The organism is Cryobacterium sp. (assembly GCF_026786305.1).
GTDB lineage: Bacteria > Actinomycetota > Actinomycetes > Actinomycetales > Microbacteriaceae > Cryobacterium.
In genome coordinates, this window is sequence record NZ_JAJAYI010000082.1 from 1 (window position 1) to 14,780 (window position 14,780).

At 63.5% G+C, this 14,780-nt stretch carries 20 protein-coding genes; 11 read left to right on the forward strand and 9 right to left on the reverse strand.

Going from position 1 to position 14,780, the window contains the following annotated elements; translation table 11 throughout:
* Both LH475_RS10435 and LH475_RS10440 read right to left on the reverse strand, forming a co-directional pair.
* On the reverse strand, positions 1-1,376 hold a 1,376-nt coding region (locus LH475_RS10435; protein ID WP_297413849.1), incomplete at its 3' end, for a DNA recombination protein RmuC.
* A gap of 78 nt (positions 1,377-1,454) precedes the next feature.
* Positions 1,455-2,069, reverse strand: a complete 615-nt coding sequence (locus LH475_RS10440) for an exonuclease domain-containing protein (RefSeq protein WP_196843240.1) — start codon at positions 2,067-2,069, stop codon at positions 1,455-1,457.
* Between the two features lie 63 nt (positions 2,070-2,132).
* Between LH475_RS10440 and ychF the strand changes: the two genes are divergently transcribed.
* Genes ychF through LH475_RS10455 form a run of 3 tightly spaced genes read left to right on the forward strand, consistent with a single transcriptional unit; the run spans position 2,133 to position 3,787 of the window.
* Positions 2,133-3,206 (forward strand): redox-regulated ATPase YchF, encoded by a 1,074-nt coding sequence (gene ychF, locus LH475_RS10445; RefSeq protein WP_196843241.1) that lies wholly within the window; start codon positions 2,133-2,135, stop codon positions 3,204-3,206.
* A gap of 54 nt (positions 3,207-3,260) precedes the next feature.
* Positions 3,261-3,464, forward strand: coding sequence for an antitoxin MazE family protein (locus tag LH475_RS10450; protein ID WP_134173634.1), 204 nt, complete (start codon positions 3,261-3,263; stop codon positions 3,462-3,464).
* Positions 3,461-3,787, forward strand: coding sequence for a type II toxin-antitoxin system PemK/MazF family toxin (locus LH475_RS10455; RefSeq protein WP_134173636.1), 327 nt, complete (start codon positions 3,461-3,463; stop codon positions 3,785-3,787). Before LH475_RS10450 ends, LH475_RS10455 begins: the two co-directional genes overlap by 4 nt.
* A 20-nt stretch (positions 3,788-3,807) precedes the next feature.
* Here LH475_RS10455 and LH475_RS10460 read toward each other — a convergent pair whose 3' ends face one another.
* A complete protein-coding gene (locus LH475_RS10460) occupies positions 3,808-4,014 on the reverse strand; it encodes a hypothetical protein (protein WP_297413861.1) in 207 nt (68 codons plus the stop codon).
* 920 nt (positions 4,015-4,934) lie between these two features.
* Here LH475_RS10460 and LH475_RS10465 point away from each other — a divergent pair.
* The gene (locus tag LH475_RS10465) at positions 4,935-5,141 is read left to right on the forward strand and encodes a hypothetical protein (RefSeq protein WP_297413862.1); all 207 of its coding nucleotides are present in this window, start codon (positions 4,935-4,937) and stop codon (positions 5,139-5,141) included.
* 81 nt (positions 5,142-5,222) lie between these two features.
* A complete protein-coding gene (locus tag LH475_RS10470; RefSeq protein ID WP_196843244.1) occupies positions 5,223-5,639 on the forward strand; it encodes a hypothetical protein in 417 nt (138 codons plus the stop codon).
* Between the two features lie 358 nt (positions 5,640-5,997).
* On the opposite strand, the gene LH475_RS10475 is transcribed toward LH475_RS10470, so the two are convergent.
* The 4 genes from LH475_RS10475 to LH475_RS10490 all read right to left on the reverse strand — a co-directional run bounded on the left by LH475_RS10475 (position 5,998) and on the right by LH475_RS10490 (position 8,057).
* On the reverse strand, positions 5,998-6,567 hold the full coding sequence (locus LH475_RS10475) for a DUF6036 family nucleotidyltransferase (protein WP_297413865.1): 570 nt from the start codon (positions 6,565-6,567) through the stop codon (positions 5,998-6,000).
* Positions 6,567-7,238 (reverse strand): helix-turn-helix domain-containing protein, encoded by a 672-nt coding sequence (locus LH475_RS10480; RefSeq protein WP_196843246.1) that lies wholly within the window; start codon positions 7,236-7,238, stop codon positions 6,567-6,569. Before LH475_RS10480 ends, LH475_RS10475 begins: the two co-directional genes overlap by 1 nt.
* A 309-nt stretch (positions 7,239-7,547) precedes the next feature.
* On the reverse strand, positions 7,548-7,808 hold the full coding sequence (locus LH475_RS10485) for a type II toxin-antitoxin system RelE/ParE family toxin (protein WP_196843247.1): 261 nt from the start codon (positions 7,806-7,808) through the stop codon (positions 7,548-7,550).
* On the reverse strand, positions 7,809-8,057 hold the full coding sequence (locus LH475_RS10490) for a type II toxin-antitoxin system Phd/YefM family antitoxin (protein ID WP_196843248.1): 249 nt from the start codon (positions 8,055-8,057) through the stop codon (positions 7,809-7,811). It lies immediately after the preceding gene.
* Positions 8,058-8,148: 91 nt separating this feature from the next.
* On the opposite strand from LH475_RS10490, the gene LH475_RS10495 reads away from it, so the two are divergent.
* Positions 8,149-8,694 (forward strand): hypothetical protein, encoded by a 546-nt coding sequence (locus LH475_RS10495; protein WP_196843249.1) that lies wholly within the window; start codon positions 8,149-8,151, stop codon positions 8,692-8,694.
* Positions 8,695-8,888: 194 nt separating this feature from the next.
* Positions 8,889-9,563, forward strand: coding sequence for an SDR family NAD(P)-dependent oxidoreductase (locus LH475_RS10500; RefSeq protein WP_196843250.1), 675 nt, complete (start codon positions 8,889-8,891; stop codon positions 9,561-9,563).
* Between the two features lie 265 nt (positions 9,564-9,828).
* Here the strand turns inward: LH475_RS10500 and LH475_RS10505 are convergent, their stop codons facing one another.
* Together LH475_RS10505 and LH475_RS10510 are read right to left on the reverse strand one after the other, a co-directional pair.
* Positions 9,829-10,458, reverse strand: a complete 630-nt coding sequence (locus tag LH475_RS10505) for an MBL fold metallo-hydrolase (RefSeq protein ID WP_196843251.1) — start codon at positions 10,456-10,458, stop codon at positions 9,829-9,831.
* Positions 10,458-11,552 (reverse strand): S-(hydroxymethyl)mycothiol dehydrogenase, encoded by a 1,095-nt coding sequence (locus LH475_RS10510; protein WP_196843252.1) that lies wholly within the window; start codon positions 11,550-11,552, stop codon positions 10,458-10,460. The genes LH475_RS10505 and LH475_RS10510 overlap by 1 nt, the downstream gene beginning before the upstream one ends.
* Before the next feature lie 15 nt (positions 11,553-11,567).
* Here LH475_RS10510 and LH475_RS10515 point away from each other — a divergent pair, with 15 nt between their 5' ends.
* The 4 genes from LH475_RS10515 to LH475_RS10530 all read left to right on the forward strand — a co-directional run.
* The gene (locus LH475_RS10515; RefSeq protein WP_297413869.1) at positions 11,568-11,822 is read left to right on the forward strand and encodes a hypothetical protein; all 255 of its coding nucleotides are present in this window, start codon (positions 11,568-11,570) and stop codon (positions 11,820-11,822) included.
* Positions 11,823-12,023: 201 nt separating this feature from the next.
* Complete coding sequence (locus tag LH475_RS10520; RefSeq protein ID WP_196843253.1) at positions 12,024-13,157, forward strand: acyl-CoA dehydrogenase family protein; 1,134 nt, start codon at positions 12,024-12,026, stop codon at positions 13,155-13,157.
* Between the two features lie 7 nt (positions 13,158-13,164).
* Entirely contained in the window at positions 13,165-13,989 is an 825-nt protein-coding gene (locus LH475_RS10525) for a PhnD/SsuA/transferrin family substrate-binding protein (protein WP_196843254.1), read from the forward strand.
* A 2-nt stretch (positions 13,990-13,991) separates the two neighbouring features.
* Positions 13,992-14,780 (forward strand): radical SAM protein (locus tag LH475_RS10530; protein WP_297413873.1); only part of this gene is annotated, 789 nt, incomplete at its 3' end.

Here is a 14,780-nt window from a genome sequence, read left to right on the forward strand (position 1 = left end):
AGCTCGGCCGAGTTCGATGTTGATGTAGTCGATGTTGATGTAGGCGATGTTGATGCGTTCAGAGCGGATGAAGGCGCTTCCAGCTCGGGCGCGGTTAGTTTGCGGGGTGAGTCGTGAACGATGGCCGGTTCGGCAAGCAGCCCGATCTTGGTTTGGTCTATTCCGGGAAACTGCCGAGCGGTCACGAGCACCCGGGACTCGAGCGAGTTGGCGAACTTGTTGTAGCTGTCCACGGTTCGTTCCAGTGCCTTGCGCAGCGACTCGGCGTGGCCGGACAGTGCACCGAGTCGCTGGTACAGGGCGTTGCCAAGGTCGAAGAGTTTCTGGGCCTCGTTCGTGACCGCCTGCTGCTGCCAGGTGAAGGCGACCGTTTTGAGCACCGCCCATAGGTTTACCGGCGACGCCAGGGCCACCCGCTTACTGAACGAGTAGTCGAGAATTGATGGGTCGGCTTCGAGCGCCGCCGACAGCAGGGACTCGCTCGGTATGAACGCGATCACGAACTCGGGGCTGGCATCGAAGCCTTCCCAGTAGGTCTTCTTGGCGAGCGCGTCGATGTGGGCGCGCACGGCCTTCACGTGCTTGTCGATCAGCACCGTGCGACGAGCGCCCTCCTCGCCTATGGCCGTATAGGGAATGGTGCTCGCCTCGATATAGTGCTCGAGCGGAACCTTGGCGTCGATCGCGATCGACTTATTGCCGGGCAGGCGCACGACCATGTCAGGTCGGCCGAGCCCGGCATCCGTGGTGATGTTGGTCTGCGTGTTGAAGTCGACATACTGGGCAAGGCCGGCCGCTTCGACCACGCGCCGCAGCTGGGTCTCACCCCAGACACCGCGGGTGCTGTTGGAACGCAGTGCGCTCGCGAGCGATTCGGTGGTCACCCGCAGCTGTTGATCAGATATCTGCGCCTGCTTGAGCTGCTCCGAAAGCGAACCGTACTGTTCGTTGCGTTGGGTTTCCAGATCGGTGACCTTCTCCTGCATGGTTCGCAGGGTCTCCCGCACCGGGCTGAGGGCTTCCAGCACGAGGTGCTCGCGCTTCTCCCGCTCGGATTGCAGCTGCTGGTCGGAACGCTGCCGTTCGACGACTTCACGCGCCGTGGCCCGGTCATGATCACTTTGCGCGGTGAGGCCGTCGACGGTGGCGAGTGCGGCCGACAGCTCACTCTGTAGAGCCGCGCGAACCGTCGCCTCGCTCGCTCGTGCCTCGGCGAGGGCCACCTGGTGGCGAGCCTCGAGCACGGCGGGATCGTCAACCCCGGCGTCAACCCCAGAGCCTCCCTCGCGGCGGCGTTGCAGCAGAACCATGGTCAGCAGGGCGCCCAACGCGGCACCGACGACGAGACCGACAATCAAACTCAGCAGTGGATCCATGCTTTAAGTCTGCCAGCGACCACCGACATCGCCGAAATGACACTCGGATCAGGCGGGTTGCCAACGTGATGAATCTGCCTAGTTGAGCGCCATCGGCCCGTGTGTTGAGGCGTGCTCCCTGGTAGCGACCGGACCAATCGCTCCGACCTTGACCCGGGTCACGTGGGCAAGCTGCTCGAGCGTATCGACCTCGTGGCGCTTGGCCGCGTGAATCATGATGGCCGCGCACGCCTCAGCGTCGGCGAGCGCGTTGTGGTGCGAGAAGTCCTCAAAGCCGGCCGCCATGGCCGCGACCGGCAGCCGATACGACTCGAGGTGATAGGTGCGACGGGCAACCTGCAAGCTGCAGACATAGCGAAAATCAGGCACCGGCTGCTCGGTTACGCGTGACGCCGTCTTGATTACGCCGAGGTCGAAACCGGCATTGTGGGCGACAAGGTCGTCGCCGTCGACGAAGGCGACCAGCTGGGGGAGCTGCTCCGCCCAGGTGGCTGCACCCACGACATCCGCTGCGGTAATGCCGTGGATGCGGGTGTTCCACTCGGAGAACGCGTCGTGGCCGGGCGGCGGCTGAATGAGCCAGTATGCCGAATCGACGACCATACCGTCACGCACTTTCACCATCCCGACCGAGCACGCCGAGGCGCCGGAGGAGTTGGCGGTTTCGAAATCAATCGCGGTGAAATTCAGCACGCCTTATGCTCTCACGGACCACCGACAGAGCCCGCGCCGACGCGGCCGGTAGAATGATCTCTCGTGGCTCTTACAATTGCAATCGTCGGACTCCCCAATGTGGGCAAGTCCACCCTGTTCAACGCGCTGACCAGGAACAACGTGCTCGCAGCGAACTACCCGTTCGCGACGATCGAGCCCAACGTTGGAATCGTGAACCTTCCCGATTCGCGCCTGGCCGATCTGGCGACCATTTACGGCAGCAAGACCCTGCTGCCGGCACCGGTGTCATTCGTTGACATCGCCGGCATCGTGCGTGGAGCGAGCGAGGGGGAGGGACTCGGTAACAAGTTCCTCGCCAACATACGCGAAGCGGATGCCATCGCACAGGTCATCCGCGGCTTCGCCGACCCCGACGTCGTGCACGTCGACGGCAAGGTCAACCCAGCCGGCGACATGGAAACCATCAACACCGAGCTGATCCTGGCCGACCTGCAGACCCTCGAGAAGGCCTTGCTGCGCTTCGAGAAAGAGGTCAAGGGTCGCAAGATGGCGCCGCTCGTTCTCGAGACTGCGCTCAAGGCGCAGGCCATCCTCGACGGCGGCCAGCCGCTGTCGTCGTCGACGCTCGACATTGAACCGATCAGCGAACTTGGTCTGCTCACAGCGAAGCCGTTCATCTACGTCTTCAACGTTGATGAGGCCGTGCTGCAGGATGCCGAGAAGCTCGCGACCCTGGCAGCCCTCGTTGCGCCAGCCAACGCCGTGTTCCTCGACGCGAAACTTGAGTCTGAGCTCAGCGAACTCGACGCTGAGGATGCCGCCGAGATGCTCGCCTCGACCGGCCAGGATGAGAGCGGACTCGACCAGCTCGCCCGCATCGGCTTCGACACCCTCGGTCTGCAGACCTACCTCACGGCCGGCCCAAAAGAATGCCGAGCCTGGACCATCCACAAGGGCTGGACCGCACCACAGGCCGCCGGAGTCATCCACACCGACTTTCAAAAGGGCTTCATCAAGGCGGAGATCTTCTCCTTCGAAGACCTCATGGCCGCCGGATCAATCGCCGAGGCACGTTCCAAGGGTAAGGCTCGTATCGAGGGCAAGGAATACGTCATGCAAGACGGCGACGTGGTGGAATTTAGATTCAATGTCTAGTTCTGCGTGTGCACGCCTCTAGCGCGCCACGAGTGTTACATGTAACATTATTGCATGGCGGTACGGGACAGAGTCAGTGCGCATCGGGACCGGATGCGAGAGCAGGGCTTCCGTCTGGTTCAGGTGTGGGTCCCCGACGTGCGTTCTGAGTCTTTCGCGCTAGAAGCGCATCGGGAGTCTGTCGCGGTAGCTCTTGCCGACCACGCCAACGATGACCAGTCCTTTGTCGAAGCCGTCTCGGCTCCGTGGGAGGAATGATCAGAGGCGAGATTTGGTCCGTCGCAGGAGGCATTTACGCGTCAAAACCGCGACCGGCAGTCGTGCTGCAGGATGATCGCTTCGACGGCACAGAATCTGTCACTGTGTGTCCGTTGACATCCACCCGCGTGTCCGCTCCGCTTCTGCGGATGCCAATCCCCGCCGATACGCTCAACGGACTCGACGAAGCCAGCTTCGTGATGGTCGACAAAATCACCACGGTGCGTCGAGCAAGCCTTGGGCAGAAGATCGGCAGGATGTCCTCGTCCCAGCTTGTCGATCTGGAGCGCCTTATCATGGTGTTTCTCGGACTGGCCGATTGAGCTGAGGAGGCGCGCGGTCTTCAGTCTCCGGAGCTCACGGGCAGAAGGTCCGACTCTTTCCTGATCGTCACCGTGTCGAGCCGGGGGTCATTGATGAGCGCACGGTAGATCGGCTCCGCACCGGCGATAATCACTGAGTCGGGGTAGAGGTTGGTGCCCCAGGCGAAGTGCCCCAGGTCGTCGTGGGCGAACTCGGGGATTCGGTCGGCTGTCTCTTCATGGAGCATCTGCCGAATCGTGAGGTCACAGCGGACGAAGTCATGTCCAAAATGATGAACAGTCGGACCGCCTGGGTCAGCGGGGACAGCGGCATATCCCTCCCAGCACAAACAGTGCAGGACCGTGTCGGGCGAGGCCCGGAGCATGAGTGCGTCCTTCAAGGCGCGTGCGGTCAGCGGGTCGAGACGTCCGCGCGCGGGCACAGGGGCGGGCTCGACTGCCCCATGGGACTCCCTATGCCGATTCCACAGTTCGAACCACTCCGTGGAGCCGGCCAGCTCGATTCCGTCCTCCAGATACGAGGACCACCGGCGCGCCCGATCGTTGGTATCGATGAGCGGAAGGAACAATCGCAGCATGGGAAGACCGGCATATCGATCCGGAACGAGAGTGCGCGCTAGCGTAATGTCGCTCATTCTGGCTCGGCCTCCTTGTGGGGCCCACGATGAATCGACGCAATTTCACGGGCCGTGGCTGAAGGATACCGTGCTGCAGAGGTCGTGACTGTGCGCTGGCGAACCGACTCCTGTCGTCACGTTGCTTAGTGACGAAACGTGGTGGAGTTCCGCTTTAACGTGTAGGCGTGCCCCAGTTTCAGGCGAATCCGCACTTTCTCGGGCTCAGGTTTCAAGAGTGCGTGACAAATGCACCTTGTGTTTGATAAGTCGTCGCTGCCGTGCGCTGGCGACATGGTGAATGTTGCGGTTCCATCGGTGCGAGGACTCGGATGATTGCGCAGTTCATCGGGTGGGTCATCGGAGACCTGATCGGAGGCTTGATCGGGGATTCGTTCGTCGGAGGCCGACGAGCACGTGCCGCGAATCACCGTGTGTTCATTGGCGGCTTGCGCGTTGTGGCGGGTCACCAAGCTGGCCTCACCAGCGAATGGCTCATTGGCGAGTGGAGCGTTCGATCGGGTCGAATGGTTATGGGGGAGTTGACCGTTGAACTCACTGACACCGTCGCGGGTTCGCGTCGTCCGGCGCGCATGAGCGAATCCCTCGGCGGTGAGCCAACAATCATCATGATCGTCCGTACGGAGACCGCAACGCTTGAATGGTCGATGCTGCGGCGATTCGACGGACTTGCGCTTCGCGCCCTCGGTCTGCCGGAAGGTACAGAGACTTCTGCCTAGGCTGAAGTATTTAGCAGGTCTCCAGGCAGGACGCACCTTCCTCATCAGCTGAGTGTCGCTGCGCGCCGCCACGAGCCGGAGGTGTCACTGATTCTGGCGGATACGGCACCAGCAGGCGAAGTGCAGGCGATGGAGGCCGAAGCGACGTCGATGGTTCCTGACGAAGACGATGATGGGTGGGTCCTTGAGTCGGCATACGGTCAGAACGGTGCGGCCGCCGTCTCCTACGCGCTCAGCACATGGCGAACGGACGATCCGCAGCACGCTGTTTGGGTGGCTCTGCAGGTGTACGAGGTGGCCGATTACGCTTTCTGGCAGGCGAATCCGAACGCGGATGCGAACGAGGACGGCCCCGTCCTGAGGTCCGAGTTTGTACAGACAGCTCTCTCGGCGATCGACCAGGCCCTCGATACTGTCGCGTCCGGTCCGCCGTTGTGGGACGACCTGCGGCAGCGGGCTGAGGTGGACGGGCGGTCGTGGGCGGCCACGTACCCGTAGGGCTGCTAGCTCAGCGGATCGACAGGTGACGTCCCCGATTTGGTCGATCACGTCGAGGTCGGGACGCAGTCGGCAGCCTCCTGTGGACCCGCAATCCCGATTTATCGCAGCCCATCTTCCCAGGGACATACTCGTGATACGTGCGAGTATCGGGGGTAAAAAACCACCCCCTTGAAGTGAGATGAGGCTGCGCAGAAAAAGGGGTCGGGGTCGTGCTCGGGACGACACTCTATTTGGCAGCCCGCTCGAGCGCAGGCGCCGAGGCGGCGACATGCGCGATCGTTCACACGTCCTTGGACCATTGCCGCGAGAAGGATCTCGAGACACGGGGCCTTCTCATGCACGGAACACGCGTTCGTCAGAAGACGGGTGCGGGCGGCGCCTCAGGTACGGTGGGGAGCCCGCGGGCGAAGATGGGCCCCAGGAGCCGGAGGGCTTTGTCCGGGAGCCCGTCGCCCGGGAAGAACGAATCAAGCAGCTCTTCCGCAGCGCCGACGTCGGCGACGTTGCAGAGGGCGAGAAGGTAGGCGATGTCCTGGACGTCCCGGGAGGGGCGGGACGCGTTGAGCTTCATCGCGAGCAGCGCGCGGGGCGAGGCGACCTCGACGGTGATGTTGTCGCTGCTGTAGAGAACCTCCCATTCGGGGTCCGCACCGTAGGACGGTATGAAGCCGGCGGCCTTGCTGTTGAGCCAGTCGTGCGCCCAGCCGTTCTCGTTCGCCACCTCGACGGCCGCCTCGAGGACCGGCTCCTCGGGTTGTATTCGTGCGTCGATGTCCACCGTGGTGCGCCGGTCGAAATAGCGCAGCGCGAGTGCTGCACCGCCGATGATCCTGATCCCAGCAGGCTGGCCAGCCGCGCGGAGCTTTGTGATCACGGCACCGAGGCCCTTGATGAGATCGTCGCGGTCGAGCTGGTCTGTGGGCATTAGACGCTCTCCAAGGTTGCAGCCTCGACCAGGATGCCGCGGCGGAGGAACTCAGCGGGGACCTGCGAGATGTCGACGGGAATGTCGTAGTCGCTGGTCCGCGGCGTCCAGGGGGCGCCGGGGTTGCCCGACCTAGCGCCTACCCATTCAGGAACGGGGAGAGCATCCGCGTTGAGGCGGTACTCGCAGAGCGCAGCGATCGCGGTGTCCCACTGGACAGAGCCAGTCGGGGCGGGCTCGGTGAGGGTGAGCCCGACGCGGGTAGCGCCGCGCTCGGCCGCGAGGTTGTCGGCGAGCTGGAGCCAGCGCCTGAATGCCCCCGCTTCGTTCGCGGCGGCGCTGTGTTGCTCAGTGTGGCCGTCAGCACTTTTCTTGTGGGCACCGTTCCTGTCAACACGGCCAAGAACGGTGCTGCCGGCGGTGCTGCCAGCAGCGAGGTCAGCACTGATGCCAGCTGCAATGCGCGCTGCATCGCTACGCACCGTGGGGATCGTTACCACTGTATGGCGGGTGGCGAGCAGGAGCGTCTCCAGGGTCTGGACCGTTGGTTCACGCTTGCCGTGTTCGATCAAGGACAGGGATGAGCTGGCGAGTCCGGAAAGTAGCGCCAGCTTGCTCTGGCTGAGGCCGCTGGCCGCTCTTGCAGCCCGCGCGAGGATCGTTGCAGTCATGATTCACGCCCCATTCTTTTTACGAATACGTAAATACTCTATCAGGCAGAAGCCGGTAATCTTCGTTACCGCCCGTGCCTGAAGTTGCTGGCCGCCGACCAGGCACCAGTTGAGCGGCACCTTCTCTGACGGGTCGAAGAGTGCGTCCCACGCCAGACCGGTGACCGAGCACCGGTAGCTCGATAACAGTCATCGGTTGCCGAGGAGTTCTGTGACCCGCTGGCTGAGACGTCATCGCCGGCTAGACGTCATCGCTGGCTAAACGTCACCGCCGGCTAAACGTCACCGGCGGCTAAACGTCACCGCCGGCTAAACGTCGTAGACGTCGCTGCGATGACCGAGCGTTACGACTACAACCAGGAGCACGCCCTCGTCGACGGTGTAGATGATGCGGTAGTTGCCGACGCGAACCCGAAGGCCGGAACGACCGTGCAGAGCTCTTGCACCAGGCGGGCGAGGATCCTCACCGAGGAGGGCAATCGCCCCATGGATGCGAGCCTGATCTGTGGGGTGGATGCTGCGCAGAGCTTTGAGCACAGCGGGCCGAACCTCGATTCGGGACTTGCTCACTCAGCTCCAGCCGAGATCGGCTTTGACCTGCGCCCAAGGAATGTGCTCGCCCTCTTCAGCCATTGCGACGTCGAACGCAGCTACATCCGCAGCGTCTTCCAGGGCATCCATCATGCGCTCGTACTGGGCCGGGCTGACGACGACAGCTTCCACCGTCCCGCGTCGCTCGAGGAAGACGGCTTCCCCGCGGGCGCGCTCGATGATCTCGGGGAGACTGCTCCGGGCGGCGGTAACGGTGACGATTGACATGCTTCCAACGTACATTTTGATCCGTCAGATGTACAGGTGCTCGGAGGCCCTCCGTTCTGCTTCGGGGACCGTCACATATCAGGTCGAGTATGTGGGTCAGTCTTACGGCAAGCATGGCGAGCGAACTGCCGCTAAGCGCAGTGGGGATGGGCACAAGCAACTCCAGCAGGTGCTTGCCGAGCAGGCTGACTTCCACCCCAACTCCGCCGTTGCCGTCATCGTGATGGATGCGCAGATTCAGGGCAGGGAAGCGGTCTTCAGCATCGGCGCTGACAACGTCGAAGAGATCGGGCTTTTCGCCAGCCAGTTCTTGGCCACGCCGGATGACCCGCTCGTCGCGAAGTCCAAGCTGGTCACGGTCGCCGAAGCCATGCTTATCCGCTCCTTCCCCGAGTCTCTGAATATCGAGTACAAGCAATTCCCTCGCAAGGATGCTCCCGCCCTCGTAAAGGAGCTCCGCGCGGCAGGAATCTCTCACTTGGGTGTCGAGATCGACGTTTCGCAAAATATGGCGTTGATCAGCCATCCTGATCGTGGTGGGCCGCCGTCGAAGCGAATCCGCTTCGCAGTCAATCTGGAAACGGGAGAGCGTGAGACGCTGTCGACCAGCACGCCTCTGGCTTGGCAGGCCGAGTAGATATCCATACTCGGGGATGCCTCGTTTGCAGGTCACACCTCAACTGAGTCGGCAACAGTGGCAGGTTACTGCTGGTGGTAGACCAATCAGCATGATGTTGCTCGAATGCGGAACGTGGTGGAGTTTAGGTTCAATGTATAGGCTCTAGCTCCTCGCGTTCGTCATCACAGCAGCATCAATCGAAGGAGATCATCGTGCCTGTCATCGCCATCATCGGAGCCGGAACGGGACTCGGCGCAGCAGTTGCGCGAAGGTTCGGGCGCGAAGGCTTCTCAATTGCCCTGATCGCCAGGAACCAGTCGAAACTAGACGCTATGGCAGCCGAGCTCACTGCTGCTGGCTTCACCGCGAGTGCTTACCCTGCTGATGTCCGCACAGCGGCGTCGCTCGAAGCTGCCCTTACGCGTGCCGCGGCAGAGCTCGGGGCCATCACCGCGCTGCAATATAGCCCGCTCCCGTCGCGCGACTACCTGAAGCCGGTGCTTGAGATGACTCCCGAGCTGGCGTTAGAGGCCCTGCAGTTCTCGGCCCTCGGGCTCATCCACGCGGTGCGTGCAGTGCTCCCGGCGATGCGGCAGACAAATAGCGGCAGCATCATCATGATCAACGGTGGAACCTCAGTGAAGGCCCGCGCTGACTTCGCCGGCACATCGGTCGCCTTCCCGGCTGAGAGCGCCTACGGCGAGATGCTCCACGATGCCCTCGCGGGTGAGGGCATCCGTGTCAACCAACTGGTGATTCCCGGTGGCATTCCCCAGCTTCAGCTTGCCAACGGCATCGACGGTGTCGCCGATCGCATCTGGGACATCCACGCCGTTGCCGGTCCGTTCCGCACCATGCTCATCCCGCTTGAGGACGGTCGGGAGTAGGGCAGTAGCTGCTGCCCCACTTTCAATTGGACTGTACGGCGAGAGCAAAGTCATTCTCTGACGTTGATCGGTGACGAAACGTGGTGGAGTTCCGCTTCAACGTCTACTGAGTCGAGGACTTCGTACTTTTCTTCCAGTCAATGGGCTATTTTTCGCAGGCCCTCGGTTTGTTGCGAACGACGCGTTCCGCTTCAATGTGTCGTTTCACTCACCAGTTGAGTTTCGATCCGACGTCTTGTTCTGAACCCTGAACCGCCCGTCGCGGCTAGTGCCCGCGGGCGATCCAGTCCGCCAGATCAGAGGCCTCGGCGCCGATGGTGGTCGACTCGCCGTGGCCGGTGTTTATGATGGTCTCGGCGGGTAGGGTGAGCAGTCTGGTGGTGATCGACTCGATGATCGTGGGGAAGTCACTGTACGACCGGCCGGTAGCGCCCGGTCCGCCGTGGAACAGTGTGTCGCCGCTGAACAGGGTACCGAAGGTGGGAGCGTAGAAGCACACCGAACCCGGCGAGTGACCGGGGGTGTGGATGACCTGCAGTTCGACGCCGGCCACATCGATGCGCTGTCCGTCCGCGAGGTCGCGAACAGGGGCGGTGTCCGGGTAGACGTCGTCCCAGAGCATCCGGTCATCGGGGTGCAGCCAGATGGGCGCATCCGACGCAGCGGCGACCGCACCCGCGGCACCGATGTGGTCGTTGTGCCCGTGGGTGCTGAGGATGCCGAGCAGCCGGCGATCGCCGACGGTCGCGAGGATGGCATCCGCGTTGTGGGCGGCGTCGATGACGAGGCACTCGGTGTCGTCGCCGACGATCCACACGTTGTTCTCCAGCGCCCACGTGCCGCCGTCGAGGCTGAAGGTACCCTCGGTGACCAGGTGGTCGATGCGCGCGGTCATTACAGCACCACCACGGAGCGGAGCACGTCGCCGGAGGCCATCTTGGCGAAGGCCGCCTCGATGTCTGCGATGCCGATGCGTTCGCTCACAAAATCGGCCAGCGGCAGCCTGCCCTGCAGATAGAGCTCCGTGAGCATCGGGAAGTCGCGCTCCGGTAAGCAGTCACCGTACCAAGATGATTTGAGCGATCCGCCGCGGCCGAACACGTCGAGCAGCGGTATCTCAAGCATCATGTCTGGCGTTGGCACGCCGACAAGAACGACGGTGCCGGCCAGGTCCCGGGCGTAGAACGCCTGCCGCCACGTTTCGGGGCGACCGACCGCGTCGATGACGACGTCGGCGCCGAAACCATCGGTGAGCGCCTGAACGGCCGCGACCACGCCGGCCTCATCGAGCCCGGAGGAGTCGATCACGTGCGTGGCGCCGAACCCGGTGGCCTTCTGCAGCTTCTTCGCGTCGCGGTCGATCGCGATGATGGTGGATGCTCCGGCGAGGGCTGCACCAACCACTGCGGCGTCTCCGACGCCGCCGCAGCCGATCACGGCCACCGAGTTGCCGGGGGAGACGTGACCGGTGTTCATCGCCGCGCCGATGCCGGCCATGATGCCGCAGCCGAGGAGTCCGACCGCCGCGGGGTCCGCGTCCGGGTGCACCTTGGTGCACTGCTTCTCATGAACGAGGGTCTTCTCGGCGAAGGCGCCGATGCCGAGGGCCGGGCTGAGCTCGGTGCCATCGGTGAGGGTCATCTTCTGGGTGGCGTTGAAGGTGTTGAAGCAATACCAGGGCTCTGCTCGCTTGCAGGCTCGGCAATCGCCGCAGACTGCCCGCCAGTTGAGCACGACGAAATCACCGACGGAAACGTGCGTGACTCCCGCACCGATGATGCTCACCCGGCCGGCGGCTTCGTGCCCGAGCAGAAACGGGAAGTCGTCGTTGATCCCGCCCTCCTTGTAATGGAAGTCGGTGTGGCAAACGCCGCAGGTCTCGATGTCGACGATGACCTCGCCCGGACCGGGGTCGGGTATGACGATGTCGGTGAGCTCAACGGGAGCCCCCTTCGAGCGGGCGATCGCGCCTTGGACGGTGATGGGCATGGAGCTCCTCGTGAATTGCCGGGCAGCCGAAATGGCAGGTCTTCAACCTACCGAAGCATCCTGATCGACGCTGGCCGGAGTCCGCTGTCGCTGTCGCTGTCGCTGTCGCTGTCGCTGTCGCTGTCGCTGTCGCTGTCGCTGTCGCTGTCGCTGTCGCTGTCGACCACGGAAGCGAGACACGATCAAGACGGGCAGCCTCGCCAGCGAATGGCTCATTGGCGAATGGAGCGTTCGTTCGGGTGGAATGGTCATGGGAGAAGAAACAGTTGAACTCATTTACGCTCTCGGCGGTCATTCCGCATTCGAACGTTGAGTTCTTCAGCGCGCTTGGTAAGAAATGGCCCGTGGATGAAGGTCCGGGAAACCGGGAAAAATGTCCCCTTTGATTTGGCATCCCGATAGGCAATACTTGCCGGGTCGGCATTGCGTCAGCGGTGGCGAGAAACTTCAGCGACGATGCTAGGAGACCGGATGACCATCACACAAACGAGGCTCGACGATGTCGTCGCGGAGGTGACGGCAGTGGCCGCCGCTCACGCCGACCAGGTCGATACTGACGGCGCCTATCCGGTGGATGCAGTCGAGGCGCTGCGCACGAGTGGGCTGCTCGGGCTGGTGATCAGCGAGGATTCGGGGGGCATGGGCGCCGGTCCTGCTGAGTTCATCGAGGTGGTCGGCTCCATCGCTGCGGCCTGTGGATCGACCGCGATGATCTACCTGATGCACGTCGCCGCGGCGGTGACGGTGGCATCCGCTCCTCCGGTCGCGATGCCGGACCTCCTGTCGCGGATGGCGTCGGGCGAGGTGCTCGGCACCCTCGCCTTCAGCGAAAAAGGGTCGCGGTCACATTTCTGGGCTCCCGTATCGGAATCGGTCGCCGACGGCGATGACCTGCGCTTCACCGCGTACAAGAGCTGGGTGACCTCGGCCGCGCACGCGGACGTCTATGTGATGTCGTCACGGAGCGCGGTCGACCCCAAGACCGTCGACCTGTACGCGATCCCCGCTGGCACACCCGGTCTGGAGGTCGCCGGCCCCTGGATCGCCCTGGGGCTGCGCGGCAACGAGGCGAGCCCGATGTCGGTGGCGGTGACGATTCCGTCCGGCTATCGCATCGGCGAGGCGGGCAGCGGGTTCGGCACGATGATGGCCACTGTGTTGCCGTGGTTCAACCTGGGCAACTCGGCCGTGTCGCTCGGGCTCTCACGGGCGGCGGTCGATGCGGCGACGACCCACGTCACCGGTGCCCGCTTGGAGCACCTGGACCAGGCGCTGTCGGCGCTGCCGACCATCCGCGCTCAGGTGGCAAAAATGAGTATCGCGCTCGCCGCCCAGGGCGCGTACCTGGCGCAGGCCGCGGCTCGGGTGGCGAGCCCCGCCGCGGACACCGGATTGTTCGTGCTCGGGGTGAAAGCCTCCACGAACGATGCCGCGCTGACCATTACCGAATCGGCGATGCGGGTGTGCGGTGGGGCGGCGTTCTCAAAGCATCTTCCGATCGAGCGGGCCTTTCGGGATGCCCGCGCCGGGTCGGTCATGGCGCCGACGGCCGACGTGCTCTACGACTTCTACGGTAAGGCTCTCACCGGCCTTCCGCTGTTCTGAGCGGCGTATGTCACAGCTAATCGGAGCCCCTCTGCTCGTCGGAGCGGTCGCCTACACGCCGAACGTCGTTCCTATCTGGGAGGGTATCCGCGACTACTTTGACGAGCCCGATACGGCCATGGATTTCGTGCTGTTCTCCAACTACGGTCGCCTGGTTGACGCTCTGCGGGCCGGAATGATCGACATCGCTTGGAATACCAACCTTGCGTACGTCCGCGCCGTGCTGCAGACCGATGGGCACGTGCGGGCGCTCGCGATGCGCGACACCGACGCCGCATTTTCCACGGTGTTCGTGGCGGCGGCGGGAAGCGGCTGGTCCGGCCCCGGCGACATCGCGACCCGACGGCTGGCACTCGGGTCGGCGGACTCAGCGCACGCCGCGATCCTGCCCCTGCATTATCTGCGCGCAGCCGGCGTGGATGTCGACCACATGCAGGTCATCCGTTTCGATAGTGACATTGGCAAGCATGGTGATACGGGTCGCAGTGAGCTGGACGCGATCGACGCCGTTTTGGCCGGTGACGCCGATGTCGCCGCCATCGGTATCACGGTCTGGGAGAACATCGGCCGGGGGGATCTGATGCCCGGGATGCTGGAAGAGGTCTGGCAAACTGACGTCTACTCGCACTGCATGTTCACCGCTCTCGACACGCTCCCCGAGTCGGTGAGCGCTCCGTGGGTTGCGAAACTGCTCGCGATGGACTGGGAGGTGCCCGCGCACCGCCGCATCCTCGAACTGGAGGGCCTTACCAAGTGGGTTGAGCCGCACCTTGACGGCTACGCCGGCCTGTTCGAGGCGATCGAGGAACAGGGCGTCGATTCCCGATGGTAGTCATGGCGCTCATGCGCACCGTCGAACAGCTGGCCGAGGGCGACACGGCTGAGTTCCCGGTGGCCTCGGCGAGCGAACTTGACCTCGTGCGTCGATGGTGTGCGAAGACCGGCAACACGGTCGTGAGCACAATGATGGTCGAGAAAGACACCGGCCACGTAACCGTCGGCCGCGGACGCCCGCGCAACCCGGCGACGATGATCCCCGCCGACCGGATGCCCGGAGCACGACTCTGGTTGTACACCAACTTTCACTGCAACCTGGCCTGTGATTACTGCTGTGTCGCGTCCTCGCCAAAGACCGATCCGCGCCTTCTCGGAATTGAGACGATCCAGACCCTGGTCGTCGAAGCGGCAGCGTGGGGCGTGCGCGAGCTGTATCTCACCGGTGGTGAACCATTCCTCCTTCCGGACATCGATGCGATCGTGCGGGCCTGCGTCGAGCAACTGCCGACAACGCTGCTGACCAATGGAATGCTGTTCCGTGGCCTGGGATTGCGTAAGTTGCAGGCCATGCCGCGCGCGGGCTTCGCTCTTCAGATCAGCGTGGACTCGCCGACCGCTGAGGTGCACGACTCGCACCGCGGCGCCGGGAGTTGGAATCGGGCACTTGCCGGAATTCGGGTGGCACTCGACGAGGGCTTCACCGTGCGGGTCGCCGCGACCATCTCGGCGCACGACGACCCAGCCTTGGACGAGCTGCACGCCCTGTTTGACGGACTCGGGATTCCGCGGGCCGATCAGGTGATCCGTCCGATCGCACTCCAGGGCGTCGCCGATGAGGGGTTCACG

What these genes read in the sequence shown, in the direction of transcription:
- LH475_RS10455 (WP_134173636.1), top strand. Translation starts at nt 3,461, where the DNA reads ATGATCAGAGGCGAGATTTGGTCCGTCGCAGGAGGCATTTACGCGTCA.
- LH475_RS10505 (WP_196843251.1), bottom strand. Translation starts at nt 10,458, where the DNA reads ATGACCGCGCGCATCGACCACCTGGTCACCGAGGGTACCTTCAGCCTC.
- LH475_RS10475 (WP_297413865.1), bottom strand. Translation starts at nt 6,567, where the DNA reads ATGCCCACAGACCAGCTCGACCGCGACGATCTCATCAAGGGCCTCGGT.
- LH475_RS10520 (WP_196843253.1), top strand. Translation starts at nt 12,024, where the DNA reads ATGACCATCACACAAACGAGGCTCGACGATGTCGTCGCGGAGGTGACG.
- LH475_RS10480 (WP_196843246.1), bottom strand. Translation starts at nt 7,238, where the DNA reads ATGACTGCAACGATCCTCGCGCGGGCTGCAAGAGCGGCCAGCGGCCTC.
- LH475_RS10510 (WP_196843252.1), bottom strand. Translation starts at nt 11,552, where the DNA reads ATGCCCATCACCGTCCAAGGCGCGATCGCCCGCTCGAAGGGGGCTCCC.
- LH475_RS10490 (WP_196843248.1), bottom strand. Translation starts at nt 8,057, where the DNA reads ATGTCAATCGTCACCGTTACCGCCGCCCGGAGCAGTCTCCCCGAGATC.
- LH475_RS10460 (WP_297413861.1), bottom strand. Translation starts at nt 4,014, where the DNA reads ATGCTCCATGAAGAGACAGCCGACCGAATCCCCGAGTTCGCCCACGAC.
- LH475_RS10450 (WP_134173634.1), top strand. Translation starts at nt 3,261, where the DNA reads ATGGCGGTACGGGACAGAGTCAGTGCGCATCGGGACCGGATGCGAGAG.
- LH475_RS10465 (WP_297413862.1), top strand. Translation starts at nt 4,935, where the DNA reads ATGGGGGAGTTGACCGTTGAACTCACTGACACCGTCGCGGGTTCGCGT.
- LH475_RS10525 (WP_196843254.1), top strand. Translation starts at nt 13,165, where the DNA reads ATGTCACAGCTAATCGGAGCCCCTCTGCTCGTCGGAGCGGTCGCCTAC.